Annotated in this window: 18 protein-coding genes; 6 read left to right on the forward strand and 12 right to left on the reverse strand. The window is 70.7% G+C overall.

Going from position 1 to position 26,362, the window contains the following annotated elements; translation table 11 throughout:
- Positions 1 to 21: 21 nt before the first annotated feature.
- From AB0J78_RS18165 to AB0J78_RS18175, 3 genes are all read right to left on the reverse strand, one after another.
- Positions 22 to 3,294 carry an error-prone DNA polymerase gene (locus tag AB0J78_RS18165; protein WP_363790328.1) on the reverse strand — a complete coding sequence of 1,091 codons (3,273 nt, stop codon included), beginning with the start codon at positions 3,292 to 3,294 and terminating at the stop codon, positions 22 to 24.
- A gap of 76 nt (positions 3,295 to 3,370) precedes the next feature.
- On the reverse strand, positions 3,371 to 5,026 hold the full coding sequence (locus AB0J78_RS18170; protein ID WP_363790330.1) for a DNA polymerase Y family protein: 1,656 nt from the start codon (positions 5,024 to 5,026) through the stop codon (positions 3,371 to 3,373).
- Positions 5,023 to 5,730, reverse strand: coding sequence for a hypothetical protein (locus AB0J78_RS18175; protein ID WP_363790332.1), 708 nt, complete (start codon positions 5,728 to 5,730; stop codon positions 5,023 to 5,025). Before AB0J78_RS18175 ends, AB0J78_RS18170 begins: the two co-directional genes overlap by 4 nt.
- Positions 5,731 to 6,128: 398 nt before the next feature.
- On the opposite strand from AB0J78_RS18175, the gene AB0J78_RS18180 reads away from it, so the two are divergent.
- Both AB0J78_RS18180 and AB0J78_RS18185 read left to right on the forward strand, forming a co-directional pair.
- Entirely contained in the window at positions 6,129 to 7,172 is a 1,044-nt protein-coding gene (locus tag AB0J78_RS18180; RefSeq protein WP_363790334.1) for a helix-turn-helix domain-containing protein, read from the forward strand.
- Positions 7,173 to 7,174: 2 nt separating this feature from the next.
- Positions 7,175 to 8,005, forward strand: a complete 831-nt coding sequence (locus AB0J78_RS18185) for a hypothetical protein (protein ID WP_363790336.1) — start codon at positions 7,175 to 7,177, stop codon at positions 8,003 to 8,005.
- Positions 8,006 to 8,074: 69 nt separating this feature from the next.
- Here the strand turns inward: AB0J78_RS18185 and purH are convergent, their stop codons facing one another.
- The 7 genes from purH to AB0J78_RS18220 all read right to left on the reverse strand — a co-directional run bounded on the left by purH (position 8,075) and on the right by AB0J78_RS18220 (position 17,152).
- Entirely contained in the window at positions 8,075 to 9,640 is a 1,566-nt protein-coding gene (purH, locus tag AB0J78_RS18190; RefSeq protein ID WP_363790338.1) for a bifunctional phosphoribosylaminoimidazolecarboxamide formyltransferase/IMP cyclohydrolase, read from the reverse strand.
- Positions 9,637 to 10,224, reverse strand: coding sequence for a phosphoribosylglycinamide formyltransferase (purN, locus tag AB0J78_RS18195; protein WP_363790340.1), 588 nt, complete (start codon positions 10,222 to 10,224; stop codon positions 9,637 to 9,639). Before purN ends, purH begins: the two co-directional genes overlap by 4 nt.
- A gap of 177 nt (positions 10,225 to 10,401) precedes the next feature.
- Positions 10,402 to 11,808, reverse strand: coding sequence for a DUF6350 family protein (locus tag AB0J78_RS18200; protein WP_363790342.1), 1,407 nt, complete (start codon positions 11,806 to 11,808; stop codon positions 10,402 to 10,404).
- A 194-nt stretch (positions 11,809 to 12,002) separates the two neighbouring features.
- Entirely contained in the window at positions 12,003 to 12,890 is an 888-nt protein-coding gene (locus AB0J78_RS18205; RefSeq protein ID WP_363790344.1) for a DUF5336 domain-containing protein, read from the reverse strand.
- Positions 12,891 to 13,116: 226 nt separating this feature from the next.
- Positions 13,117 to 14,001: a succinate--CoA ligase subunit alpha gene (gene sucD, locus AB0J78_RS18210; protein WP_363790346.1), complete on the reverse strand. Its 885-nt coding sequence runs from the start codon at positions 13,999 to 14,001 to the stop codon at positions 13,117 to 13,119.
- A gap of 7 nt (positions 14,002 to 14,008) precedes the next feature.
- The gene (gene sucC, locus AB0J78_RS18215) at positions 14,009 to 15,175 is read right to left on the reverse strand and encodes an ADP-forming succinate--CoA ligase subunit beta (protein WP_363790348.1); all 1,167 of its coding nucleotides are present in this window, start codon (positions 15,173 to 15,175) and stop codon (positions 14,009 to 14,011) included.
- A gap of 255 nt (positions 15,176 to 15,430) precedes the next feature.
- The gene (locus AB0J78_RS18220) at positions 15,431 to 17,152 is read right to left on the reverse strand and encodes a hypothetical protein (RefSeq protein ID WP_363790350.1); all 1,722 of its coding nucleotides are present in this window, start codon (positions 17,150 to 17,152) and stop codon (positions 15,431 to 15,433) included.
- Positions 17,153 to 17,833: 681 nt separating this feature from the next.
- On the opposite strand from AB0J78_RS18220, the gene AB0J78_RS18225 reads away from it, so the two are divergent.
- The 3 genes from AB0J78_RS18225 to kynU all read left to right on the forward strand — a co-directional run bounded on the left by AB0J78_RS18225 (position 17,834) and on the right by kynU (position 21,644).
- Entirely contained in the window at positions 17,834 to 18,481 is a 648-nt protein-coding gene (locus AB0J78_RS18225; RefSeq protein WP_363790471.1) for a M23 family metallopeptidase, read from the forward strand.
- A gap of 108 nt (positions 18,482 to 18,589) precedes the next feature.
- Positions 18,590 to 20,215 (forward strand): class I SAM-dependent methyltransferase, encoded by a 1,626-nt coding sequence (locus AB0J78_RS18230; RefSeq protein WP_363790352.1) that lies wholly within the window; start codon positions 18,590 to 18,592, stop codon positions 20,213 to 20,215.
- 187 nt (positions 20,216 to 20,402) lie between these two features.
- Positions 20,403 to 21,644, forward strand: a complete 1,242-nt coding sequence (gene kynU, locus AB0J78_RS18235; protein WP_363790354.1) for a kynureninase — start codon at positions 20,403 to 20,405, stop codon at positions 21,642 to 21,644.
- Between the two features lie 80 nt (positions 21,645 to 21,724).
- Here kynU and AB0J78_RS18240 read toward each other — a convergent pair whose 3' ends face one another.
- Positions 21,725 to 24,199, reverse strand: a complete 2,475-nt coding sequence (locus tag AB0J78_RS18240; RefSeq protein ID WP_363790356.1) for a UvrD-helicase domain-containing protein — start codon at positions 24,197 to 24,199, stop codon at positions 21,725 to 21,727.
- Between the two features lie 464 nt (positions 24,200 to 24,663).
- Between AB0J78_RS18240 and AB0J78_RS18245 the strand changes: the two genes are divergently transcribed.
- Positions 24,664 to 24,969: a chorismate mutase gene (locus AB0J78_RS18245; RefSeq protein ID WP_363790358.1), complete on the forward strand. Its 306-nt coding sequence runs from the start codon at positions 24,664 to 24,666 to the stop codon at positions 24,967 to 24,969.
- A 48-nt stretch (positions 24,970 to 25,017) separates the two neighbouring features.
- On the opposite strand, the gene AB0J78_RS18250 is transcribed toward AB0J78_RS18245, so the two are convergent.
- Positions 25,018 to 26,334 carry an MFS transporter gene (locus AB0J78_RS18250; RefSeq protein WP_363790360.1) on the reverse strand — a complete coding sequence of 439 codons (1,317 nt, stop codon included), beginning with the start codon at positions 26,332 to 26,334 and terminating at the stop codon, positions 25,018 to 25,020.
- Between the last annotated feature and the right edge of the window lie 28 nt (positions 26,335 to 26,362).

Consider the following 26,362-nt stretch of genomic DNA (forward strand, 5'->3'; position numbering starts at 1 on the left):
GAGTAGTTGTCACTGTAATGCTCAGTGGAAGTCGCGCGATTCCGAGGGCACGCGGATGTTCAGTTTTTGAAGCCGATCAGCACGCAGGTTGATCACCTCCTCGGTTCGTTCGATCACGCCGCGCACCAACAACGCGGCGCTGGTGCGTCCGACCTTCCGGTAGCGGCCCCACAGCCCTGGTGAGCAGACGACGTTGACCGTTCCGGTTTCGTCCTCCAGGTTCAGGAAGGTGATGCCGCCGGCGGTCGACGGGCGTTGCCGGTGCGTCACGGCTCCGCCCACCAGCACCCGGGTGCCGTGCTCCACTTCGGACAGACGCGCGGCCGGCAGTGCGCCGAGCTCGTCGAGCCGGGCTCGGACGAACTGCAGCGGGAAGCTGTCCGGCGACACCCCTGTCGCCCACACGTCGGCCGCTGCCTTCTCGACGCCGTCCATGCCGGGCAGGGCGGGGGCGTCCGACGAGACGGTGGTGCCGGGTAGCCGGTCTGGTCGTTCGCGGGCCGCCGCCGCGGCGTTCCACAGCGCTTCGCGCCGGGTCAGGCCGAAGCAGTCGAACGCCCCGCCGGTGGCCAGCGCCTCCATCTGCGGTGCGTTCAGCCGCACCCGCCGCGCCACGTCGGCCATGTCGGCGAACGGCCCGTGCGCGGCGCGTTCGGCGGTCAGCTTCTCGGCGAGGTCCTCACCGAGCTTGCGCACCGACGACAGGCCGATGCGGACGGCCTGGCGCCCGGTGCTGGTCGCGTCCGGTTCCAGGTCGGCGTGCACCCGGCTGGCGTTGATGTCCGGCCCGCGCACCACGACTCCGTGCCTGCGCGCGTCGGCGACCAGCGACTGCGGCGAGTAGAAGCCCATCGGCTGCGCCTTGAGCAGTGCCGCGCAGAACGCCGCCGGGTAGTAGCGCTTGAACCAGGCGCTGGCGAACACCAGCAGCGCGAAGCTCAGCGCGTGGCTCTCCGGGAAGCCGTAGTTGGCGAAGGCCAGCATGCGGCGGTAGATGTGCTCGGCCAGGTCTTCGTCGATGCCGTTGGCGGCCATGCCCTCGAAGAGCCTGTCCCGCAGGCGTTCCATGCGTTCCGCTGAGCGCTTGGCGCCCATGGCCCGGCGCAGCTGGTCGGCTTCGGACGGGCTGAACCCGGCGACGTCGACGGCCAGCTGCATCAGCTGCTCCTGGAACAGCGGGACCCCCAGGGTCTTCTTCAGCGCACCCTTCATCAGGGGGTGGTCGTAATCCCAGTCCTCCTCGTCGTTGCGGCGCCGGATGTAGGGGTGCACCGATCCGCCCTGGATCGGGCCGGGCCTGATCAGCGCGACCTCGACCACCAGGTCGTAGAACTCGCGAGGTTTCAGCCGGGGCAGCGTGGCCAGCTGCGCGCGGCTCTCCACCTGGAACACCCCGATCGCGTCGGCCTTGCACAGCATCTCGTACACCTCGGGGTCGGACAGGTCCAGCTCGCCGAGGTCGACGTCGCGGCCGTGGTGCTCGCGCGTCATGTCGATGGCGTAGTGCAGCGCCGAGAGCATGCCCAGGCCGAGCAGGTCGAACTTGACCAGCCCGACGGTGGCGCAGTCGTCCTTGTCCCACTGCAGCACGGTCCGGCCGGGCATCCGGGCCCACTCCACCGGGCACACCTCGCTGACCGGCTGATGGCAGATCACCATGCCGCCGGAGTGAATCCCCAGGTGGCGCGGGAAACCCATCAGCTCGTCGGCGAGTTCGCGCACCGCGCCGGGGATCTCGGAGTCCTCGGGAAGCGGGCCCCAGTGCTCGATCTCCTTGCTCCAGGCGTCCTGCTGACCGGGCGAGTAGCCGAGCGCGCGGGCGACGTCGCGCACCGCGGACTTCGGCCGGTAGCCGATGACGTTGGCGACCTGCGCGGCGTGCGTGCGGCCGTACTTGGCGTAGACGTACTGGATGACCTCCTCGCGCCGGTCGGACTCGATGTCGATGTCGATGTCCGGCGGCCCGTCGCGTGCCGGCGCGAGGAACCGCTCGAACAGCAGCTGGTAGCGCACCGGGTCGGCGTTGGTGATGCGCAGCGCGAAGCACACCGCCGAGTTCGCCGCCGATCCCCTGCCCTGGCAGAGGATGTCCTGCCGGCGGCAGAAGTCGACGATGTCGTGCACCACCAGGAAGTAACCGGGGAACTCCAGCTCCTCGATCACGGCCAGCTCGTGCTCGATCTGCCGGTACGCCTCCGGTGCCGCCTGCGGCGGCCCGTAGCGATCGAGCGCGCCGAGGTAGGCCAGCTCCCGCAGGTGGCTGACCTCGGTGTGGCCGGGCGGCACGTCGAACGGCGGCAGCTGCGGGACCACCAGGCTCAGGTCGAAGGCGAAGGACTTGCCCAGCTCGGCGGCCCGCTGCACCGCGCCCGGGTAGCGGGCGAAGCGCTCGGCCATCTCGGCACCGGAGCGCAGGTGGTTGCCCGCCCAGGCCGGCAGCCACCCGTCCATGTCGTCCAGGCTCCGCCGCGCGCGGACGGCCGCGACGACGCTCGCCAGCCGCGCCCGATCCGGCCCCGCCAGGTGCGCACCGGTGGAGGCCACCGTGGACAGTCCGGCGCGATCGGCGAGCTCCGCGAGCGCGTCGTTGCGCACCGAGTCGGTGGGCAGCCCGTGGTCGGTGAGCTCGACGGTGACGTGCTCGCGGCCGAAGAGCCCGACCAGCCGGTCGAGCTCGACCGCCGCCGCGTCCATCCCGCCGGTCGCCAGCGCCGACCGCACCGCACCCTTGCGGCAGCCGGTGAGCACCTGCCAGTGCCCGGCCGCCTCGGCCGCCAGCTCCTCCAACCGGTACTCCGGGCGTCCCTTCTCCTCACCGCGCAGCTGAGCGGTGCTGATCGCGCGGCACAGCGAGGCGTAACCGTCGAGGTCGCGGGCCAGCACCAGCAGGTGCCCGCCCTCGGGGTCGGGGATGCCGTTCTGCGGTTGGGTGAGCCCCAGGCTCAGCTCGGCGCCGAACGCCGTGCGCACGTCGTGCTCCTTGGCCGCCTCGGCGAACCGCACCACGCCGTAGAGCCCGTCGTGGTCGGTGAGCGCGATCGTCTCCAGGCCGAGCCGCGCGGCCTCCTCGATCAGCTCCTCGGGGTGGGCGGCACCGTCGAGGAAGCTGAAGTTGGAGTGCGCGTGCAGCTCTGCGTAGGGCACCCGGTCGCCGGGTGGTGCCGGGCCTCTTCCGACCGCGCGATGCCCGGCGCGCGGGCGCGACGGCGGACCGTCGTCGGGGCGCGGCAGTGCCTCGCCGGAGAGGGCCTTCTCCAGCTCCGACCAGCTCTGGGGAGGGTTGAACCAGCTCATGGACCTAGTGAACTCCTGTTCGAACGGTCAGCGCTACCGAACAGCCGGGCTTCCACTCGAACGAGTGTTCGTCAGATCAGCGGTAGGCTCCCTGAACCCACCAGTCCCCGCGCTCGTGCACCAGGAGCAGCGCCACCTCGTCGGATTCCCCGTCCAGGACCTCCGGGACCAGCACGACCTGGAGCCGGACCAGCGCACGCGGCGGGACCTGCGAATCCGGCGCGGTCTGGCCGGAACCACCGGCCAGCAAGTCCACCCACCACCGCTCGGTCACCGGCCACGGCCCGGCCCAGCCCGCCACCGCGCGAGACCTGCCGCCACCGACCTCGACCGTCTGCGGCGCGGCGGACAGCCCCAACCGGCCGGTGATCCACACGGGCTCGCCCGAAGCGTCGAGCACCCGGGCCGGCCACGGATCGCCCGGCACCACCGTCGGCGACGGAGCCGGGAGCCGGCCCGGCCACGGCGGCTCGACGGGCAGCGCGGCCCGTCGCTCGTCGCCCCACGGCACGAATCGCACCTGGTCGCGCGGGTCCCGGCCGCCGCCGAGAACACCGGTCAGCACGGCCTCCGGACCGAGCATGCCCTGCACGCGCGCGAAAGCCCGGCCCGCTCTGGCCGCGGCCTCGCCGGTGGCCGCGCTGAGCAGGTCCAGCTGCAGACCTCCAGCGCCGACCACCTCTTCGGGGCGCAGGCTCAGCTCGTCGAGCCCGGCGGTGGGCTTGCCCTTGCGGCTGCGGCCGTTGAGCCAGCCGTCGAGCTGCCAGCGGACCCGGTCGGCGGTGGCCGCCGGAGTCAGCGGTTCCGCGCAGCGCCAGACCCGGTGCAGCTCCTCGCCGTTGCCGGTGCGCGCCGAGATGCCCAGCCGAGTGCAGGCGAGGCCGAGATCGCCCAGCTTGGCGTGCAGTTCGTCGGCGAGCACCTTGGCCACGAACGCGGCCCGGTCCACCCGGTCCACCGGCGGGTCGAGCTCCTCGGTGACGACCAGCTCGGGCGGTGGCTGCCGCCGCTTGACCGGGCGCTCCTCCTGACCTCCCGCCGACCGGTGGGCCAGCAGGGCGGCAGGGCCGAACCGGGTCGCCACGTCCGAGGACCCGAGCGCCGCGAACTCGCCGAGGGTGCCGATCCCCAGCCGGCGCAACAGGTCCACGAGTTCCGGCTGCGCCGCCGCCTGCTTCTGACCGAGGCGGTCGGCGAGCTGCTCGATCTCCTCGATCGGCAGCGGTGCCAGGAACTCCCGGCTACCACCGGGTTCGACGTGCCGCGCGTGACGAGCGGCGAGGATCGCGGCGAACAGCCCGTCGGCGACACCGATCCGGCACTCGACACCGGTCTGCGCGTCGATCTCGTCGACGAGCTTCTCCGCGGCGGCCTCCTCCCCGCCGAAGTAGCGGGCGGGTCCTCTGGCGGGAACGGCGACCAGCCCCGGCCGGACGACCTCGACTCCGGGCACCAGCTCCTCGACGGCGATCACGACCGGCTCGAAGAACCGCACGTCTCGCGCTGGATCGTGTTCGCAGACGACGAGTTCCGGGCAGCGGCCCTGCGCTTCGCGGCGGCGCATCCCCCTGCGCACGCCGCTGTCCCTGGCGGTCGCCGAGCAGGCGACGACCCGGTTCGCGGCGAAAACCGCTGCGGGGACGAGTGGTTCGAGTTCGGCGGCGCGCGAAGCGGCCACCACCGGCCAGTCCGGGCACCACACGACGATTCTGCGGGCGGGCACGTCGCTCACCCGGCCACCGCGCGCAGGTGCGCCCGTGCGGCGGGGCGCTCTTCGACACCGGCGAGCGAGCCGTCGCGAGACGGCAGCAGCAATCGGCAGGAACGCGGTTTCGACGCCGCGCCACGCCCTTCCGCGCTCACCGTGACATCGCGTTCCCGCAGGTGACCGTGGCCATGACCCAGTCCCCGCCAGCGCGCGCCGGAACAGCGCAGCTGCACCTCCGCACCCGGCCAGCGACCGAACGGCAGCAGCACCGAGCCACGGTTGCGCGCCCGCGCGGAGAGCCTGCGGGCATCGGCATCGAGCACCTGCCCGGTTCCGCCGACCACGACCAGGTCGACACCGTCCAGCAGCGCGGCGATCACGCCCGCCGGGTCGGAACCCGGCCGCGGCACCACCGCGAACCGTTCCAGCGAGACCCCGGCCTCAGCGGCGGCGGCCAGGTTGATCCCGGGCAGGCCCACCACGGTCGCCCAGGAACCGTTCGCCGTCGCTTCGGACAGCAGCGCGAAGAGCAGCGACACCGATCCGTGCACCGCCACCGTGCTGCCACGGCGCAAACCTGGCCATGGCAGCACGGCGGCGAGTTCCGCCCGCGTCGGCAGCACCCGGCCCGCACCCGGGACACCGCCCGCCTCGACGTGCGGCACACCCACGGACACCCCGTCAGCCGTGGGCGCGCTCAACGCCGCCGAAGACACCGTCGCGGACATCGCCGCCCTCCCCACATACGTGACCGCGGTGGGTGCCCGACCCCGGCGCGGGCACCCACGAACACAGCCGCTGCGGGGAAGGCAGCGGTGGAGTCAGCACTGCGCCTGCACCCGGATCACAGCGCCGAACTCCATCGGAGCGGCCGACCCCGACACCGGCCGTTTCCGATCTCGAACCTCAGTTCGAATACCTTTATTCAACCCCCAGCCCCCACCCCCCGTCAAGGACCGTGGCCGGATTGGGTGAACATTCGTTCGAAGCTTGGGCATTTGCGCTGGTCGCCGATACTCTTGATCTTGTTGCCGCGATCCACCGGGGTGCGTAGTTTGCAAGCTATGTTTCTCCAATTACATTGTTTCCTGACATGGGAAACACTGGATTCAGAGAAACAACCCTGATGAGCGAAGCGCTCGAGCCCATCGCCGAGCTGCTGCCCGCCTCATGGCGTCTCGAAGAGCGCCCAAGCGAGTTGGACAGCCGCTTCGACGCGGTCGTTGAACTCGTCGGCCCGAACGAAACGAAGGTTCCGTTCGCCGCGGAGGTCAAGCGTTCCGGAGCGGTGCCGACGTCCCTGCTCATTTCGGCACTCCGTGAGATGAACCGAGCGAGCGGCCTGCCTGTGCTGTACCTGTCGGACTACATCGGGCCGGTGTTGCGTGACGCGCTGACTTCCGAAGGTTTCAGCTTCGCCGACGCCACCGGCTGGGTGCGGTTGACCTCTGCCGAGCCTCTCGTTCTCCTCACAGGACAAGGTGCTGCACGTTCGCCGCGCGCACCGCGGACGAGCGCTATCACCAGGCTCAACGGGATCGCCGCGAGCCGGATCATCCGTGCCTTGGCAACTGCGGACCTTCCCGTGGGTGTCCGCGGCTTGGCCAACCTCGCGGGAGTCTCGCCAGGGTCGGTCTCCAAACTCCTGAACACCTTGGCCTCGGAAAGCATCATCGACCGCGACAAGAACGGCGGCGTTGTCGCGGTGCGCCGGCGAGCACTGCTGAGGCGTTGGGCGGCTGACTACTCCTTCGCGACAGCCAATTCCTCGGTGGGCCACTTCATCGCGCCGCGCGGTCTGGACAGAACCCTCGTTCGCCTGGCCGATCAGGACGACGTGGCCATCACGGGTTCAGCTGCCGCGCGACGGTTGCTGCCAGAGTCGGTGACCTCCGTGGTTCCGATGCGCCTGCTGGCGATCTACGCCGCACGTCCGGCGGAGCTTGTCAGCGCGCTCGGACTGATCGACGCAGATCCGACGACTGCGAATGTCGTCATCGCAAAGCCGTTGGACCCCGAGATCTTGACTCCACCCGACGAAGACGACCTCGCAACGGCACCTCTCCCACTCGTGATGGCGGATTTGCTCACCTTGGCCGGCCGGTCCGATGCGGAGGCAGAGCAGCTCATGGACACGTTCTTGGCGGCCGACGAGGAGCGGGAGGAGTGATGGTGAACGATCTTGCTCCGGAATACGTGTCCGCGCGGAGGGTGCTGCTCGACGCGCTCACCGCCCTTGAGGGCCACCTCGACAATCTCGTGCTCGTCGGTGCCCAGGCCGTCTACCACCACAGTGGATCAGCTGATCTCAACGTGCCATTGATGACCACGGACGCGGATCTGGCCGTCAACACCCACGAGCTCGCTGACGCACCGGAGATCGGCGGGCTGATGCGGGCTGCCGGATTCAATCCCGGATCGAATCCTGGGCATTGGTTGGCGATGAACGGCGTTTCCGTCGATCTGATGGTGGTGCCGTACCAGGCGGGCACGACCAAAGCCTCGGCGCGGGCAGCGCGGATCGCTCCGCACGAGAAGTTGACCGCCCGGATTGCTCCTGGGCTCGAACCCGCCTTGCTCGACAACGAGATCGTCACCATCGCTGGACTCGAACCCGGTGACGCCAGGACATGCGATCTCCGGGTGGCTGGACCGGCAGCGCTGCTGACGGCGAAGGCCATCAAGATCGGGGAGCGGTTGGGGCAAGCGGGCCGGCAGCCTGATCGCCTCAGAGAAAAAGACGCCCTCGACGTGTTCCGAGTGCTCCAAGCCATTGAGGTCCCTGACCTCGTGCGTGGATTCGCGAAGCACCGGGAGGACGAGCATGCCGCCTCCGCGACCAACCAGGCGCTCAGCCTCTTCCACGAGCACGGGGCGACTTCCCAAGGGCTGCTCGCGCAGCTCGCTGCCACTGCGTCCCAGGGCGATCCAGTCGTCGCCCCCTCCTTCGCCGCCCTCGTGAACGACCTGCTCACCGCTGTGAATTCGTCCAGCACCACGTAGGCCTGGGCATCCGCAACAACGCGACGAGCCCCGGACCTCGAGTCCGGGGCTCGTCGGAACTGCTCGTCGTCAGTGGGCGAAGTGGCGCGTGCCCGTCAGGTAGACCGGGACGCCCGCGGCCTCGGCCGCGGCGATGACCTCGCCGTCCCGGACCGAACCGCCCGGCTGGACCACGGCGCGCACACCCGCGTCCAGCAGGACCTGCAGACCGTCAGGGAACGGGAAGAACGCGTCCGACGCGGCGACCGAACCCTTGGCCCGGTCACCGGCGCGGGACACCGCCAGGCGCGCCGAGTCGACCCGGTTCACCTGGCCCATGCCCACGCCCACGGTCCCGCCGCCGTCGGCCAGCAGGATCGCGTTGGACTTCACCGCGCGGCAGGCCCGCCAGGCGAACTTCAGGTCCGCCAGCGTCGCCTCGTCCACCGGGGAACCTGTCGCCAGCGTCCAGTTCGCCGGGTCGTCGCCCTCGGCGTCGATCGCGTCCGAACCCTGCACCAGCAGGCCGCCGGAGATCGCGCGCATCTCGACCCGGCCGCTCTGCGGCGGCTGAGCGGTCAGCAGGCGGATGTTCTTCTTCTTGTTCAGCACGTCCACCGCGCCCTCGGCGTAGCCGGGGGCCACCACGACCTCGGTGAAGATCTCCGCGACCTGCTCGGCCATCGCCACCGACACCTCGCGGTTGGTCGCGATCACACCGCCGAAGGCGCTCACCGGGTCGCACTCGTTCGCCTTGCGGTGCGCGGCGGCGATGTCCTCGGCGACCGCGATACCGCACGGGTTGGCGTGCTTGATGATCGCCACGCACGGCTCGTCGTGGTCGTGCGCAGAACGCCACGCGGCGTCGGCGTCGACGTAGTTGTTGTAGGACATCTCCTTGCCGTGCAGCTGCGCCGCCGCGGCCAGTCCGGTGGCCTGCCCGCCCGAGACGTACAGCGCGGCCGGCTGGTGCGGGTTCTCGCCGTAGCGCAGCGCGGAGCGGCGCTGCCAGGTCTCACCGATCCAGCCCGGGAACGTGGCGTCGTCACCGGTGGGAACCCTGCTCATCCAGGACGCCACCGCCACGTCGTAGGACGCGGTGTGCCGGAACGCCTCGGCGGCCAGCTCGACCCGGTCGGTCATGGTGAAACCGCCCTCGCGGACCTCCTCGAGGACCCACTCGTAGCGGCTCGGGTCGACGACGACCGCCACGTTGGCGTGGTTCTTCGCCGACGCGCGCACCATCGCCGGACCGCCGATGTCGATCTGCTCGATCACCTCGTCCTGCGCGGCGCCCGAGGCCACCGTCTGCACGAACGGGTAGAGGTTGACCACCAGCAGGTCGAACGGGGCGATGTCGAGGTCGCGGAGCTGCTTGGCGTGCTGCTCGCGGCGCAGGTCGGCGAGCAGACCGGCGTGCACCCTCGGGTGCAGCGTCTTGACCCGGCCGTCCAGCGCCTCCGGGAACCCGGTGAGCTCCTCGACGGGCGTGACCGGCACGCCGGCATCGGCGATCGCGCGCGCCGTGCCACCGGTGGAAACGATCTCCACCCCGGCGGCGTGCAGCCCGGTGGCCAGCTCCAGCAGGCCAGACTTGTCCGACACGCCGATCAGCGCGCGACGAATCGGGCGCCGCTCCTGGGAGTTCGCGGTCACGGGATACTCACCTTCCGTCCCTGCACGGTCCACCCGTGCAACGCCAGCTTTTGAAGAGTGCCGACCAGCAGCCGCCGCTCGACGGCCTTGATCCGCTCGTGGAGGCTCGCCTCGTCGTCATCGGGCAGCACCTCGACGGCTTCCTGGGCCAGGATCGGCCCGGTGTCCACACCGGCGTCCACCACGAACAGGGTGCAACCGGTGACGCGGACTCCATACTCCAGCGCATCCCGCACCCCGTGCATGCCGGGGAACGAGGGAAGCAGCGCCGGGTGGCTGTTGAGGTATCGGCCGTCGAAGCGGGCCAGGAAGTCGGCGCCGACGAGCTTCATGAACCCGGCGGAGACCACCAGGTCCGGCTCGTGCTCGGCGCAGGCCTCGGTCAGCGCGCGGTCCCACTCCTCGCGGGAGGTGTGGTCACCGACCTTGCGGACGAACGTGGGGATGCCGGCGCGCTCGGCGCGGGCCAGCCCCTCGATGCCGTCGCGGTCGGCGCCCACCGCGACCACCTCGACCGGGTAGTCGGGTTCGCTGGTGGCGTCGAGCAGGGCCTGCAGCAGGGTGCCGGAACCGGAGACGAGCACGACCACCCGCGCCGGAGCGGCGGTCGTGATCCGGTTCGGGTGCGCGGCGGTGCTCGGCTGGTCGGGCGTACTCGGGTTCAGCGTTCGCTCCTGACATGCCTCGGCACGATCTCCCCCGCAGCGTAAGACCTGGTTGCGGGGTCGGCTCCGGCAGGGCCCGGGCGAGTGGCGCAGCGCTCACCGCCGGTCGCGCGGTGCGGGCTCCTCCTCGTCCGGCTCAGCGTCGAACTCCTCGGCGGTGACGTGCGCGGCGGAATCGGCTTCAGCGTCGGATTCTGGGCGGGCGGACGGGATTTCGGCGATCAGGTCGTCGAGGTCGGTGTAGTCGAAGTCCTCGTCCTGCTCGGTGTCCTCGGCCGGTTCTGGATCGATGTCCTCGTCGAACTCGTCGGTGCCGAAGGCGTTCAGCGCCGGGTCGTCGGGCTCCTCCACGCCGCCCAGCCAGGTCATCACCAGTGCCGGGATCGCCAGCCAGCACGACGTCGCCAGCGCGAGAGCGACCGGGTGGAACGACACCACCCCGATCGGACCGTTGCCGAGCTTGCCACCGGCGACCGCCGCCAGCACCAGCACCGCCAGCGCCGCCACCCCGGCCGCGACCAGCACCACCACCAGGCGACGGACGAGCGGGCCGGGAACGCGCCTGGCGACCAGCCCCATCAGCATTCCGACCAGCAGCGGGAGCAGCAGCACCGCCGACCACCACACGGACGGCCCGTCGTCCGGCAGCACCGCCAGCAGCGGCAGGTCCGGCATCGGCCCCTGCGCGTGCTCCAACGGCTGGACGACCTGGGAGCCGAGGGAGAACCCGCTGCCTGCGGCGAAGGACCAGCCGGCCAGCACCGCGTTCGGCAGGTAGAGCAGCGAGAACAACGTGGCGCCGACGGCGTCTCCCGCACCGCCCATCCGCGACATCGAGGTGACCATCTCCGGCGCCGAAAGCGCGATCGCGACCAGCAGCACGCCCGCGCCGGCGGCGACCACGGTGGCGATGGTCAGCAACCCGATCCGCAAGCCAGTCCAGACGTAGGCGTCGGTGCGCTCCCACACCAGGTAGAACAGGCCGCAGCGGTTCGCGACCCCGGCGGTCGCCGCGATCGCGGCGGTCAGGCCGCAGCTCAGGAACGCTTCGACCGGGACCGCGCTGAACGGATCGGTCAGCAGCAGCGCGAACAGCGCGCCCACGAACGCGTGCACCAGCCCCATCGTCGCGATCACCGGCCAGGCCTGGTCGGGACGGCGCAGCCGGCAGCGGCGAGCGACGAACGCCGACGCCGCGGCCACCAGCAGCACCACGCCGATCGTGGGCAGCATCGGCAGCACGGTCAGCGGAGCGCCCGAGATCACCAGCGGCGACTGGTAGAGCACCAGCCATCCGGGCATCGCGGCCATCAGGACCAGCAGCGGGTTGAGGCTCGCCCCGCTGGCGATGCCCACGATCAGCGCGACCAGGGCGGCGACGGCGAAGAACCCGATCAGCGGCACCGCGCCGACGACGGCGATGAACAACCACCGGCGCAAACCCTGCTTCCGGTCGGAATGGCCGGCGGCCACGGCATGGGGGATCGAATCCAGCGCAGACACGCGACCGAATGTCGCACCGCCACTGCTCCGAACGGCCCCGAACACGCCAGCGCCTCCGCCCATCGGGCGACGCGCCTGAGGCATTGGGCGGTTTTGGCCCGAACCGACCGGACATAACGGGCGATGATCATGGACGGTTCGGACCAGAACCGCCCAAGTCACGGCCACGTCATGGCTGGCGTGATGGGGGCGGGTCAGAAGGTGGGTGGGTTCGCGCCCGGGTGGGGCATCTGGCGGGTGCCCTGGGGGCCGCCGCTGTCCTGTTCCGACTTCGGCTGCGGGGTCTGCGGCTGTTGCGCGGGCTGGGCTGGTGGCTGCGGCGCGGCTTGGCCGTTCTGCTGCTGGCCGGGCTGCGAGATCGGACCGGACTGGTTCGCGGGCCGGCTCGGCTGGGGGCCGCTGGAGTCCAGGTTGGGCGTGGCGAACCCGTCGGACGACGGGTTCCGGCTTCCCGGCTGCTGGGCGGGCTGACCGCCGCTGGCCGGGTTCCACGGCGGCGGGCCGCCGAACTGGGCGCCGGGAGCGGGCTGCCCCTGCGGGCCCCAGCCGGGGCCGGAGGGACCGGGGCCGGGGCGCGCGCCACCGGGACCAGCCGGACCACCCGGACCTGGACCGCGCGGGCCGGGGCCTTGCGGGAACGGCTGCCCGTACGACTGGGACTTGGGGCTGCTCGCCGGGCCGGAGGCGCCACCGGCCTTGATCACGCCGCCCTCGAGCAGCAGCACGCCCACGACGGCGGCCAGCTGCGCGAGCGCCAGCACCATCAGCACAGAGACCAGGCCGGATGCGGTGTTGCGGATGACGTCCTGCAGCAGCGCCAGCGCGGAGTAGGCCGCCAGCGGGACGGCCGCGAACAGCGCGTCCGGCGTCTTCGGCAGGAAACGCAGGCCCGCGAGCGCCGCGGAGGCGACGAGGCCGAAACCGGCCATGCTGCCCATCAGGGCGCCGACGCCGTCGTCGAAGAACCCGAGCAGGTAGCCGACAACGCCGGCGCCGGCCGCCACCATCGCGAGGACTTCTTTCAGCTCGAACGACCGACGGCCCCCGTCGGTGTTCGGCTGTTGCGGATACGGGGCGGACATGACTTGATCGGACTCCTCGAAGGCACTCGATCGGGCTGCTGATCGACGGTACCGAATACGAGCCATCAGCAGGGCGGCCCGCCCGGCTAGGAGTTGTTCGGGAATCACCTTGTTCGGTGGCAGGAGTCGCGGAGCCCCAGCGGTGCGGACCGAGTCCCGCAAAAGCCGTCGGGGCCGGATTCCCCTGGGGGAACCCGGCCCCGAACGAACGAGGTCGGTGCGGGTCTCAGCCCTTGACGATCTCGCGCATCAGCTTGGCGGTCTCGCTCGGCGTCTTGCCGACCTTGACGCCCGCGGCCTCCAGGGCCTCCTTCTTCGCCGAGGCGGTGCCCGACGAACCGGAGACGATGGCGCCCGCGTGACCCATGGTCTTGCCCTCCGGCGCGGTGAAACCCGCGACGTAGCCGACCACCGGCTTGGTGATGTTGGCCTTGATGAAGTCGGCCGCGCGCTCCTCGGCGTCGCCACCGATCTCACCGATCATCACGATGGCCTCGGTCTCCGGGTCTTCTTCGAAGGCCTGCAGCGCGTCGATGTGGGTGGTACCGATGATCGGGTCACCACCGATGCCGACGGCGCTGGAGAAACCGATGTCCCGCAGCTCGTACATCATCTGGTAGGTCAGCGTGCCCGACTTCGACACGAGACCGATCTTGCCCGCGCCGGTGATGTCGGCCGGGATGATGCCCGCGTTGGACTTGCCGGGCGAGATGATGCCGGGGCAGTTCGGCCCGATGATCCGGGTCTTGTTGCCCGTGGCGTTCGCGTGCGCCCAGAAGTAGGCCGAGTCGTGCACCGGGATGCCCTCGGTGATGACCACGGCCAGGCCGATCTCGGCGTCGATGGCCTCGATCACGGCGTCCTTGGCGAACTTCGGCGGCACGAAGACGACCGACACGTCGGCGCCGGTCTCCTTCATCGCCTCCTGAACGCTGCCGTAGACCGCGAGCTCCTTGCCCTCGATCTCGACGGTCTGCCCGGCCTTGCGGGCGTTGACACCGCCGACGATGTTCGTGCCGGAGCGCAGCATGCGAGCGGTGTGCTTGGTGCCTTCAGAGCCGGTGATGCCCTGAACGATCACCTTGCTGTTCTCGTTGAGGAAGATAGCCATGATCGCCTCACGCCCCCGCTGCCAGCTCGGCGGCCTTGTCGGCCGCACCGTCCATCGTGTCCACCACGGTGACGACCGGGTGGTTGGCCTCGGCCAGGATGCGGCGGCCCTCGTCGACGTTGTTGCCGTCGAGGCGGACGATCAGCGGCTTGGTGGCCTCGTCACCGAGGATCTCCAGCGCCTGCACGATGCCGTTGGCCACGGCGTCGCAGGCGGTGATTCCACCGAAGACGTTGACGAACACCGACTTGACGTCCGAGTCGCCCAGGATGACGTCCAGACCGGCGGCCATGACCTCGGCGGAGGCGCCGCCGCCGATGTCGAGGAAGTTCGCCGGCTTGACGTTGCTGTGCTTCTCGCCGGCGTAGGCCACGACGTCCAGCGTGGACATGACCAGCCCGGCACCGTTACCGATGATGCCGACCTCGCCGTCCAGCTTGACGTAGTTGAGGCCCTTCTCCTTGGCCTTGGCCTCGAGCGGGTTCTCCGCGTCCTTGTCCACCAGCTCGGCCTGCTTGGCCTGGCGGAACGCGGCGTTCTCGTCGAGGGTGACCTTCCCGTCGAGGGCGATGATCTTGCCCTCGGGGTCCTTCACCAGCGGGTTGACCTCCACCAGAGTGGCGTCTTCGGCGACGAAGGTCTCCCACAGCTTGACGATCACGTCGGCGACCTGGTCGGCGACCTCGGCCGGGAACTTGGCGGCGGAAACGATCTCCTTCGCCTTGTCCAGGTCGACGCCCTCGATCGGGTCGATCGCGATCTTCGCCAGAGCCTCGGGCTTGGTGGCCGCGACCTCTTCGATCTCCATGCCGCCCTCGACCGAGGCCATCGCGAGGAAGTTGCGATTCGCGCGGTCGAGGAGGAAGGAGAAGTAGTACTCCTCCGCGATGTCGGAGGCGGTCGTGACCAGCACCTTGTTGGTGATGTGGCCCTTGATGTCCAGACCGAGGATGGCCTCGGCCTTGGTCTGGGCCTCATCCGGGTTCTCAGCCAGCTTCACGCCGCCGGCCTTGCCCCGGCCACCGGTCATGACCTGGGCTTTGATGACTACGGGCCCGCCGAGTTCTTCGGCTGCTGCCTTGGCCCCTTGCGGATCGGTCGCCACGGTGCCGGGCAGCGTCGGCACGTCGTGGGAGGCGAAGAGCTCCTTCGCCTGGTACTCGTACAGGTCCACTCGACTCTCCTGCGACGTCGGTGTCGGACTCGGTGACGATATCGACCTGCGATGACGCATGGGGCGGCGCACCTGGTGAACTGCCTCACCTGAGGTAGGGCGTCTGCCTGGGTCGACCCGTCCAACACGGGGAATCGCCTTGTGCGGCAGGAGCGATATCTGCGTTCGCGTGACGAACGGAACAGACGCCGTGACGGCGCTGCGCCCATGTTCGGGCACCGGAACGCCGCCCACAAGACGTCCGGGCGAGTGAACTCAGTTGGTCGGTTCAGCGGTGGTGCGGGCGGCCAGCGCCGTGCCGAGCAGGACCACGACGCACCCGAGCCCGAACCACAGGCCGAGTCCGGGAGCGGTGCCGGGCAGGCGCTCGGCTGTCAGCGGGAACTCCAGCGCGCGCACGCCCACCAGCAGCGCGGCACCGCACAGCAGCGCGGCCGCCTGACCGGGACGGCACATCGGGGCCAGCGCGGTCGCGCCGACCACCGCGGCGAGCGCGAGCACCAGACCCCACGAGGTGGTGCCGAAGTCGGCGAACACGCCCGGAGCGCTGTAGCCGGGGGCGGTCAGCACCGGCAGCGAGAACGCACCGGCGCCGAGGACGAGCGCGACCAGGGACGGGATCAGGACCAGGCGGCGCATCGCCATCTCGGTCAGGTCGACGTCGTCGCGCTCCACGGCTCCGGCGATCACCGCGAGCACCGCCGCGATCGCGGCGAGCAGCACGGACGCACCGGCCGCCCAGGCTCCGAGACCGGCACCGGCACCGGCGGCCTGCACGGCGGTGAACACCGCGTCCAGCGATCCGGCCGCGGCCAGCGGAACCGCCGCCCAGAGCACGGTCAGCACCAGCCGCAGCAGCAGCGCGAACTTCGGCAGCAGCATGCCCGCACCGACCAGGGCCAGCAGGATTCCGGCGGGCAGCAGCATCCGCGCCGGGTACTCCGACGGATCGCGCAGCCCGTAGGGCATGGACACGTGCGGGGCCAGCGCGGCCAGCACCGCGACGGCACCCGCCAGCAGCGCGAACGCACCGGCGAGGGTGAGCAGTCGGGTCAGCGCGGGAAGCCGCAGTTCGCCGACGTCTTCGGCCTGCTCGCCGCGACCGGCCCGCGCCGCGAGCACGAGCAGCACCACGGCGGCCAGCAGTCCGAGCAGCGGCCCCCAGGCGAAGATCACCTCGTCGAGCACCAGCACCGAAACCAGCGGCGGCACGACGACCGCGACCAGCGAGAGCGCCACGCCCAGCAGCCCGCCGCGCGCGAACTCCAGGTCGGTCGAACCGGCGAGCAGACCGGCGGCGCAGGGCACCGCGACGGCCAGGAGCGCGCTGCCGATGAGCACCGGCAGCGGCCCGTCCAGCGCGGTTTCGGCGGGCAGGTAGGGGTCGTCGGAGGAGAACGGCGCCATGAGCACTGCGACGCCGCCCAGCACTCCGGCGCACAGCGCCGAGGTGAGCAGGCCCTGCCGCTGCGTTCCGGCGCCGGACTCGCGGGTTCCCCAGGTGGCCAGGATCCCCGCGACCAGCACGATCACGTGACCGGCCGCGAGCAGCCACCAGCCGACGGCGGGTGCGAAGTTGATCAGCGAGGAGGCGCGGAGGAGTTCCGGGCGGGCGGCCATGCCCGCTTCGACGGCGAACTGGACGTCCTGCCCGAGCCTTCCGGGCGCGAAGGCGGCCGGGCCGACGAGCACCGCGGCGGCGGCCAGCGGCTTTCCGGCCCGCGCGAACAGCGCGGCGGCCACCGGCGCGAGCAGCGCGAGCACCAGCAGCAGCGGCCAACCCGGGTACGCGGCGGGAACGGCCGGGCTGGTCAACCCCAGCAGCGGGCCTGCGCCGGTGAGCACGGCACCGAGGGCTGCGAGCACGATCGCGGCACGCAGGCGGGCCGACGTGCCGAGCGTTGGCTGCGGGTCCGTGGCCCTGGCGGAAGCCGCCGAGGCAGACGAACCGGACGGAAGGTCGGGCCGCGCAGTCACCGCGCAGACGCTAGCAACCGGGTGACCGTTTCCGGACACCACCCGCAGCGCTGTTCGGGGGTCCGTGCGCGCCGACACGCCCGAGGAGCGCCCGAACGGAGCATTTTCGACGCGCCGACAAGACGCTCTTGGAGTGTGACTTGCAGCACAGAGCAACACTCCGGGGTGTCCGGATCGGTTCCGAAGACCCGGGGCGCTGGTCCGTTCGGAACCGCTGGTTCCGATCACGAAGCCGCAGGTGGCTCCGCTGTGCGACGACCACGCGCAGTATCGGCGAAGGCCCGACGATCCGCCTGACGAAGGTTCTTTCGACCACACGCGGTGGCCGACGCGTAACAGATCGGGATTTGCCCCTAGGGGATCAGCTTGGTTACTGTCCCCCGGTCCGTTGTCACGGTCTGATCACGAAGGACAACCTTCGACCGGTTCCCCGACCGGCCACCCGGAAATCCCCGTTCCGGGCCCGCGGAGATCAGGCTCCCCGAGACGGAAGGGCAGGCATTGGCTCACCACCGCTCCCCCGGCGGCGAACGACCCTTTCCCGGTTATCCGGAGGTGTCCCCCGACGACTCCTCCAGCAATCGGGATCGGAGCCGGGGTGCATCAGCAGCATCGGCCTGGCGCGGCCGCGTCGTCGTCGCAGCAGTAGCGGCGGGCGCATTCGCAGCGGCCGGTCAGTCGCTGGCAGCGGGCGAGGGAAACGCCTCCCCCGACAGCGATGACTTCAACGCCTCCGACGCCGCGGGTTCGTACAACACCGCGATGTCCGGGGACACCACCTCCTACAAGGGCATGGGCGGCAGCGCTCCAGCGCCCGCCATGCTCCCGGTCGCCAAGAGCTCCGACGTCAGCTCCGAGATGGAGAAGCTGACCAAGAGCGAGCGGATCACCGAGGCCCGCGAAGCGGCTCAGCGCGCGGCCGAAGAAGCCGCCAAGCAGCCGAAGTTCCACGTTCCGGCGCTGGGCAACTTCACCTCCGGCTTCGGTGGCCGCTGGGGCACCACCCACTACGGCATCGACATCGCCAACGCCAAGGGCACGCCGATCATGGCGGTCGCCGACGGCGTGGTCATCGAAGCCGGTCCGGCCAGCGGTTTCGGCATGTGGGTCCGGGTCCAGCACGAGGACGGCACCATCACCGTCTACGGCCACGTCAACACCATCACCGCTGACGAGGGCGACAAGGTCAAGGCGGGCGACCAGATCGCGACCATGGGCAACCGCGGCTTCTCCACCGGCACCCACCTGCACTTCGAGGTGTGGAACGCCGGCGGCAAGAAGATCAACCCGCTGCCGTGGATGCGCGAGCGCGGCATCTCGCCGACCTGATCCCCGACTCTTCGCACCGGGTTCGGCGACCATACCGTGGTCGCCGAACCCATTTCTTTACGCGTCGTTAGCGCACTTCCGGCGCCGGCTCGCAGTAGCGTGGCGCCCGTGGCCGAACAGATCCGCTTGACCGGAGCGCAGCAGACGCTCCTCGGTCCGCTCCACGCACGCGCCCTCGACAGCCGCCGCACCGACCCGGTGCTGGGCGACGACGCCGCCGCTCAGCTGGCGTCGCGCATCGACTTCGACTTCTCGGGCCTCCGGCTCGATTCCGGCGACATGATGGCAGTGGTGCTGCGCGCCAAGGAGATCGACGACCGGGCCGGGGAGTTCCTCGCCGAGCACCCGGACGCGGTCGTGCTGCACCTGGCGTGCGGTCTGGACTCCCGGGCGTTCCGGCTCGACCTGCCCGCCGAGGCGCGGTGGTTCGACGTGGACCTGCCCGACGTCGTCGAGCTGCGCGACCGGCTCTACCCGCGAGTTCCGGACAACCACCGCACGATCGCGTCCTCGGTGACCGAAACCGGTTGGCTGGACGACATCCCGACCGGTCGGCCGACGCTGGTCATCGCCGAGGGGCTGACCCCCTACCTGTCGGAGGCGGACGGGATCGCGTTGCTGCGCAGGCTCGTCGAGCGCTTCGGCTACGGCGAGATGCTCTTCGACGTGGTCGCGCCGTGGACCGTGCGGGCCGCGAAGTTCTCGGGCTTCCTCCGCACCACCGGAGCGAGCTTCCACTGGGGAGTCGGTGACCCGCACGACCTGGAGATCAAGGTCCCGGGCCTGCACCTGCGCGGGGCGGTGCCGGTCACCACGCTGCCCGGGGTGGCGAAGGTCGCGCCGCGCGACCGCTTCATCGCCCGCGCCATGAACGCCGTGCCGCCGGTGCGCGACGCGATGCGGGTGGTGCGCTTCGGTTTCGAGCGCGAGAGCCGCATCCCGGTCGAGCTGACCGGACCGGCGGCGACCATGCTCGCCACGCTGCACCTGCGGGCCCTGGACAACCGGTCAGCGGAGCCGCTGCTGCACGACCGGTGGGCCGACGATGCCGTGCGAAGGCTCGACTACGACTTCACCAGGCTGGGAATGCGCGCGAACAACGCGATCTCGGTGGCCGTCCGCGCCAAGGCCCTCGACGACCGGGTGCGCGCCGCGCTGCGCCCGGGGATGACCGTGCTGCACCTGGGTTGCGGGCTGGACAGCCGCTTCGAGCGGGTGAACCCGCCGGCGGACGTCGAGTGGTACGACGTCGACCAGCCCGAGGTCATCGCACTGCGCGAGCAGCTGTTCCCGTCGTCGAGCAACCGGCACACCACCGGCCGCTCCGTCACGGATCCGGACCTGCTGACCGGAATCCCCTCCGACCGGCCCGTTCTCGTGGTCGCCGAGGGCCTGACGATGTATCTGACCGAGCCGGACGGCCTGTCGCTGCTGCGCCGGATCGTCGCGCACTTCCCCAGCGGCGAGCTGCTGTTCGACGCGTTCAACACGCCGAGCATCCACCTCAACAACGTCGCCAACCCCGCGGTGACGCGCTCGGGCTCGCGCCTGCACTGGGGCATCGACGACCCGAACGGGCTGGGAATCCCCGGCCTCCAGCTGGTCTCGGAGATCTCGTTCCTGGACGCGCCGGAACTGGCGAGGTACCCGCTGCCCGCCAGGCTCGCCTTCCGCGCAGCCGCCAAGGTCCCCACCTTCAACCGACTCGGCCGCCTCCTGCACTACCGCTTCTGACCTCCGGCGTCAGGCCGCGGACGGGTACCAGGCCTCCTGGAAGCAGCGGCGGGCTCGGTGGATGCGGGAGCGGGCCGTGCCCACCGGCAGGCGCAGGGATCCCGGGACCGGACACCCTGGCCGTGGCCGCCGTGCTGCGGCGGTTGTGCGGCGAGTGGGACGACAACTCTGCGGGAGAGTGCTCGCGATGACACAACACCTCACCGACCTCGCCGACCACCTCGACGCCACCGACCCGCTCGCGCACGTCCGGGAGCGCTTTCTACTGCCGGAGGGCGTGGTCTACCTCGACGGGAACTCCCTCGGCCCGTTGCCCGCCGCAGTGCCGCCGGTGCTGGAGGACGTGGTGCACCGCCAGTGGGGCACCGACCTGATCCGCTCCTGGAACACCCACGACTGGTGGCAGGCCCCGCTGCGGGTCGGCGACACCATCGGCGCTCTGATCGGTGCCGCGCCTGGGCGGACGGTCGCCGGTGATTCCACCAGCGTGCAGCTGTTCACCGCGCTCAGCGCCGCGGCGGAGCTGCGCCCGGACCGCCCGCTGCTGGTCACCGACCCGGAGCACTTCCCCACCGACCGCTACCTGGCCGACTCGGTCGCCCGAGCGCACGGGCGGCAGGTCCGCCGGGTGGCTCCCGCCGACCTGCCGGCGTTCCTCGACGAGCACGGCGACCAGGTGGCGGTGATCAGCTACTCACCCGTCGACTTCCGCAGCGGCGAACTGCACGACATGGCCGCGCTGACGCGGGCCGCACACCGGGTGGGCGCGCTGGCGCTGTGGGACCTGTGCCACGCGGCCGGGGCGATGCCGGTGCACCTCGACGACCTCGGGGTGGACTTCGCGGTCGGCTGCGGCTACAAGTTCCTCTCCGGCGGGCCCGGCGCCCCGGCCTTCCTGTACGCCGCCGAGCGGCACCACGATTCCTGGCGCACACCGCTCCACGGCTGGACCGGCCACGCCGAGCCCTTCGGCCTGCAGACCGACTACGTTCCCGCGCCCGGCATCGCCCGCGCCCGCATCGGCACGCCGCCGATCCTGTCGCTGCTGGCCCTGGAGGCGGCGCTGACCGCCTTCGACGGCGTCGACCTCGCGCAGGTCCGCGCGAAGAGCCTGTCGCTGACCGGGTTCTTCCTCCGCTGCGCCGAGCAGCTGCTGGCCGCGGAGGGCTTCGAGCCGATCACCCCGGCGGAACCCGAGGCCCGCGCCAGCCAGGTGTCGCTGCGCCACCCGCACGCCTACGGTCTGATCCAGGCCCTCGCGGCGCACGGCGTCGTCGCTGACATGCGGGCGCCCGACATCCTCCGCTTCGGCGTCAACGCCCTCTACACCTCGCACCACGACGTCCTCGCCGCCGCCACTCGCCTCCAACGCACCACCGCCGCAGGCGATTACGACCCGGCGCCCCAGGAACCGGGCACCGTGACCTGATCCGGGGCGGGGCCCGGAACTCCGGTGAGGGTGTGGAGGAAGGGCTGCGGAACCTGATCCGCAGCACCTCCCGCAGCTGGTCAGAGCTTGGTGAGGGGGACGGTGCCGATGAGCATGAGCTTGACCGTGCCTGCCGTGCCGAAGTCGATGGTGGCCGTGGCTCGGGGGCCTTCGCCGTCGGTGGCGACCACCGTGCCGAGGCCGTACTTGTCGTGGGTGACCTTGTCGCCCGCTTCGAGCTTGAGCGCGACCGTGTCCTTCCAGCCCTTCATGCTGGTGCTGCGCATGCCGCGCTCGGCCAGGCCCGCCTGAGCCGAGTCGCCGCCGGTGCGGTCGAAACCGCCTCCTCGGCTGCCCCAGGTGCTGCGGACCTGCGGGGCCGCGCGCTCGGGCTCGATGCGGCGCCAGTGCATCAGCTCCTCGGGGATCTCGGTGAGGAACCGCGAGGCCGGGTTCGTCATCGGCTGCCCCCACGCCGAGCGCATCATGGCGCGCGACAGGTAGAGCCGCTGGCGAGCCCGGGTGATGCCGACGTAGGCCAGTCGCCGCTCCTCGGCGAGCTCGGTCGGATCACCCAGGGCCCGGTTGTGCGGGAAGACGCCGTCCTCCCAGCCGCTGGAGAACACCACCGGGAACTCCAGGCCCTTGGCGGTGTGCAGGGTCATCAGCGTGACCAGGCCGTCGCCGGTCTCCGGCAGCGAGTCGGCGTCGGCGACCAGCGAGACCCGCTCCAGGAACGCCGCCAGCGAGTCGTCGGCCAGCGGGTCTTCGAGGACGTCGTCCGCGTCGTCCTCCGCCGCGGGCGTCACACCGGACACCACGGCCTCCGCCGACGGCGAGACCTCGGCGTCGACCGGCAGCGGAGCTCCCGCGCGGGCCTCGGTGAACTCGCGGGCGACGGTGATCAGCTCGGTCAGGTTCTCCAGCCGCGTCGCGTCCTGCGGATCGTCGCTGGCCTCCAGCTCACCCCGGTACCCGGTGCGCTCCAGAAGCGTGTCGAGGGTTTCGGCGACGTCGTGGTCCGCGGCGACCTTGTGCAGCTCGTCGAGCAGCTCGACGAAACCGGAGATCGCGTTGCGGGCGCGGGTGTTGAGCAGCGGGACCTCACCGGCGGCGGCCCGGCGCAGGGCGGCGCCGAAGGAGATCCGCTCCTGCTCGGCGTGCACCGCGACCACGGCCTCCGCGCGGTCGCCGATGCCGCGCTTGGGCACGTTGAGGATGCGGCGCAGGCTCACCGTGTCGTCCGGGTTGTCCAGGACCCGCAGGTAGGCGAGGGCGTCGCGGACTTCGCGGCGCTCGTAGAAGCGGACACCGCCGACGACCCGGTACGGCAGGCCGAGGCGGATGAACACCTCCTCGAACACGCGCGACTGGTTGTTGGTGCGGTAGAAGACCGCGATGTCGTTGAAGGTGGCGTCGCCCTGATCGACGAGCTTGTCGATCTCACCGGCGACGAAGGCGGCCTCGTCGTGCTCGTTGTCGGCGACGTAACCGACGATCGGCTCACCGTCTCCCGCGTCGCTCCACAGCCGCTTGTCGCGACGGTTCGGGTTGCGCCGGATCACGGCGTTGGCGGCCGACAGGATCGTCTGCGTGGACCGGTAGTTCTGCTCCAGCAGGATGCTGCGGGCCTGCGGGTAGTCGCGCTCGAACTCCTCGATGTTGCGGATCGTGGCGCCGCGGAACGCGTAGATCGACTGGTCGGCGTCACCGACCACGCACAGCTCGGCCGGGTCCACGCCGCTCTCGGTGGGACCGGTGCCGACCAGCTCCCTGACCAGCGCGTACTGCGCGTGGTTGGTGTCCTGGTACTCGTCGACGAGCACGTGGCGGAAGCGGCGGCGGTAGTACTCGGCGACCGCCGGGTGCTGCTGCAGCAGCTCGACCGTGCGCATGATCAGGTCGTCGAAGTCCATCGCGTTGGAGTCGACGAGCCTGCGCTGGTAGGCGGCGTAGACCTGGGCGACCTTGCGCTCCACGTCGTTGCCCGCCTGCTGCGCCGCGTCCTCCGGCGTGATGAGCTCGTTCTTCAGGTTCGAGATGTTGATCGACAGCGTCCGCGCCGGGTAGCGCTTGGAGTCCAGGTCCTGCTCGCGGGCGATCATGGTGATCAGCCGCTTGGAGTCGTCGGAGTCGTAGATCGAGAAGTTCGACGACATGCCGAGCGTCTTGGCCTCGCGCCGCAGCACCCGCACGCACATCGAGTGGAACGTCGACACCCACATCACGTTGGCCCGGCGGCCGACCAGGTCGGCGACGCGCTCCTTCATCTCGGCCGCGGCCTTGTTGGTGAAGGTGATGGCCATGATCTGGCCGGGGTGCGCACCGCTGGCCAGCAGGTGGGCGATGCGGTTGGTCAGCACCCGGGTCTTGCCCGATCCGGCGCCGGCCACCACCAGCAGCGGCGAGCCGGTGTGCGTCACGGCGTCGCGCTGCTGCGGGTTGAGCCCAGCCAGCAGCGCCTCCGGGTCCGGGCCCGACCGGGCCTGAGGTGCGGAGGGCTGCGCGGGCCGGGGCTCGTCGCCCTGCCATTCGAGATCGAGAGGGGTGCTCATCGTCGAACCACGTTACCGAACCCCTCGGACAGAACTTTTCTGTGTGAGCTCACTTTGCGTAGCGGTGCGGGTAGCGGAACCTGAGACGCCGTCTGGCTCCGGGATCCGCTCCTTCTGTATGCCGCTTACCCCAGGGGTGGACATCGGCGTCACGGCTGTCCTTACCAGACGACGTCTCAGAACCCGCGGCGGTGAGAGTTGCTCACGTGGGGTGAGGAGAAACGGCTCCGCCGTTGAATGCGTCCAGCTTGTGGGACGCGGTGACCAGGCAGTGGATCGGGGGTCGGGGTTGTGGCAGACTGGTGGTGTGCGAACGCAGCAGTACGAGTTTTTCTACGGGCCCGGGACTCCGGCGCCCGTAGCTGCGTGAGCTCGAAAACCACTACGACGCCCCGGGGTCCTCGGACTCGGGGCGTTTCGCGTTCCGGGACGGGAACGGGGCCGGAGCCGGAGGATTACGTCCGATGAACGCCACTGTGGACGGTGACCAACCGCAGTCCGAGAAGCCCTCGACTGAACGGGCTGCAGAGGCCATCAGCAACTTCCGCGAAGAGATCGACTACCTCGACGCCGAGATCCTGCGCCTGATCAAGCGCCGGGCCGAGATCTCCCAGCAGGTCGGGCAGGCCCGCATGGCCGCGGGCGGCCCGCGCATCGTCTACAACCGCGAGATGGACGTGCTCGCCCGCTACCGCGAGCTCGGCCCGGAGGGACGCGAGATCGCCATGATCCTGCTCCGCCTCGGCCGAGGTCGGCTGGGCCACTCCTGACGTGCGCCGCGGGCGCCTTCGGCCTGGTCGAAGGCGCCCGCGGTCCCGTCACACCGCGTGGTCGGCGGCGAGGTCGCGCTCCCGGGTCTCCGGTGCGCGGAACACCGCGACCAGGGTGACCACCGAGCACAGCGCCACGTAGATCGAGATCGGCAGCGAGGAGTCGAACGCGGCCAGCAGCGCGGTCGCGATGATCGGCGCCAGCGAACCCGCCACGATCGACGCCAGCTGGTAGCCGATCGAAGCACCCGAGTAGCGCACCCTGGTGCCGAACAGCTCCGCGAAGAACGCCGCCTGCGGCCCGTACATCGCGCCGTGGAACACCAGGCCGATGGTGGTCGCCAAGGTGATCACCCAGAACGACTTCGTGTCGAGCATCGTGAAGAAGAAGAACGCCCACACGCCCGTGCCGACCGTGCCCAGCAGGTAGATCGGCCTCCTGCCGAACCGGTCCGACAGCGCGCCCCAGATCGGGATGCTGATGAAGTGCAGCACCGAGGCGATCAGCGCCGCGTTGAGCGCGACCCCGCGCGGCAGGTCCAGGAACGTGGCCACGTAGGTGAGCACGAACGAGGTCAGCACGTAGTAGACGACGTTCTCGGCGAACCGGGCGCCCATCGCCGTGAGCACCTCGCTGCGGTAGCGGCGCAGCACCTCCAGGATCGGCGGCTTCTGCTCGGCGCCGCTCTCCGCCGCCTTGCGCTGCGCCTCCAGGAACACCGGCGACTCCGAGACCGCCAGCCGCACCCACAGGCCGATCAGCACCAGCACGCCGGAGAGCAGGAACGCGATCCGCCAGCCCCAGGCCAGGAACGCCTCGTCGGACTGCACCGCCGCCAGCACCGCCAGCACGGCGGTGCCGAAGACGTTGCCCAGCGGCACCCCGGCCTGCGGCCACGACGCCCAGAAGCCGCGGCGCTCGCTGGAGCCGTGCTCGGAGACGATGAGCACCGCACCGCCCCACTCGCCGCCGATCGCGAAGCCCTGGACCAAACGCAGCGCGGTGAGCAGCAGCGGAGCCAGCACGCCCACCGACTGGTAGGTGGGCAGCAGGCCGATCGCGAACGTCGCGCCACCCATCATCACCAGGCTGAGGACCAGCAGCTTCTTCCGGCCGATCCGGTCGCCGTAGTGGCCGAAGACCAGGCCGCCCAACGGGCGGGCGACGAAGCCGACCGCGTAGGTGATGAACGCGAGCAGGGTGCCCATCAGCGGATCGCCGGCCGGGAAGAACAGCTGGTTGAACACCAGCGCGGCAGCCGATCCGTAGAGGAAGAAGTCGTACCACTCGACGGTGGTGCCGACGAGGCTCGCCACCACCACGCGGGTGGTCGACGATCTGCTGGGAGCGGATTCGGTGGTCATGGCTGCGTCCTCCTTGACGTGCCGGTGT

It is taken from the genome of Saccharopolyspora sp. NPDC049426 (genome assembly GCF_040676935.1).
Classification (GTDB): Bacteria; Actinomycetota; Actinomycetes; order Mycobacteriales; family Pseudonocardiaceae; genus Saccharopolyspora.

Excerpts from the sequence above, each read along its gene's own strand:
- AB0J78_RS18165 (WP_363790328.1), bottom strand. The coding sequence starts at position 3,294 with ATGAGCTGGTTCAACCCTCCCCAGAGCTGGTCGGAGCTGGAGAAGGCC.
- AB0J78_RS18175 (WP_363790332.1), bottom strand. The coding sequence starts at position 5,730 with ATGTCCGCGACGGTGTCTTCGGCGGCGTTGAGCGCGCCCACGGCTGAC.
- AB0J78_RS18180 (WP_363790334.1), top strand. The coding sequence starts at position 6,129 with ATGAGCGAAGCGCTCGAGCCCATCGCCGAGCTGCTGCCCGCCTCATGG.
- AB0J78_RS18205 (WP_363790344.1), bottom strand. The coding sequence starts at position 12,890 with ATGTCCGCCCCGTATCCGCAACAGCCGAACACCGACGGGGGCCGTCGG.
- sucD (WP_363790346.1), bottom strand. The coding sequence starts at position 14,001 with ATGGCTATCTTCCTCAACGAGAACAGCAAGGTGATCGTTCAGGGCATC.
- kynU (WP_363790354.1), top strand. The coding sequence starts at position 20,403 with ATGACACAACACCTCACCGACCTCGCCGACCACCTCGACGCCACCGAC.
- AB0J78_RS18240 (WP_363790356.1), bottom strand. The coding sequence starts at position 24,199 with ATGAGCACCCCTCTCGATCTCGAATGGCAGGGCGACGAGCCCCGGCCC.
- AB0J78_RS18245 (WP_363790358.1), top strand. The coding sequence starts at position 24,664 with ATGAACGCCACTGTGGACGGTGACCAACCGCAGTCCGAGAAGCCCTCG.
- AB0J78_RS18250 (WP_363790360.1), bottom strand. The coding sequence starts at position 26,334 with ATGACCACCGAATCCGCTCCCAGCAGATCGTCGACCACCCGCGTGGTG.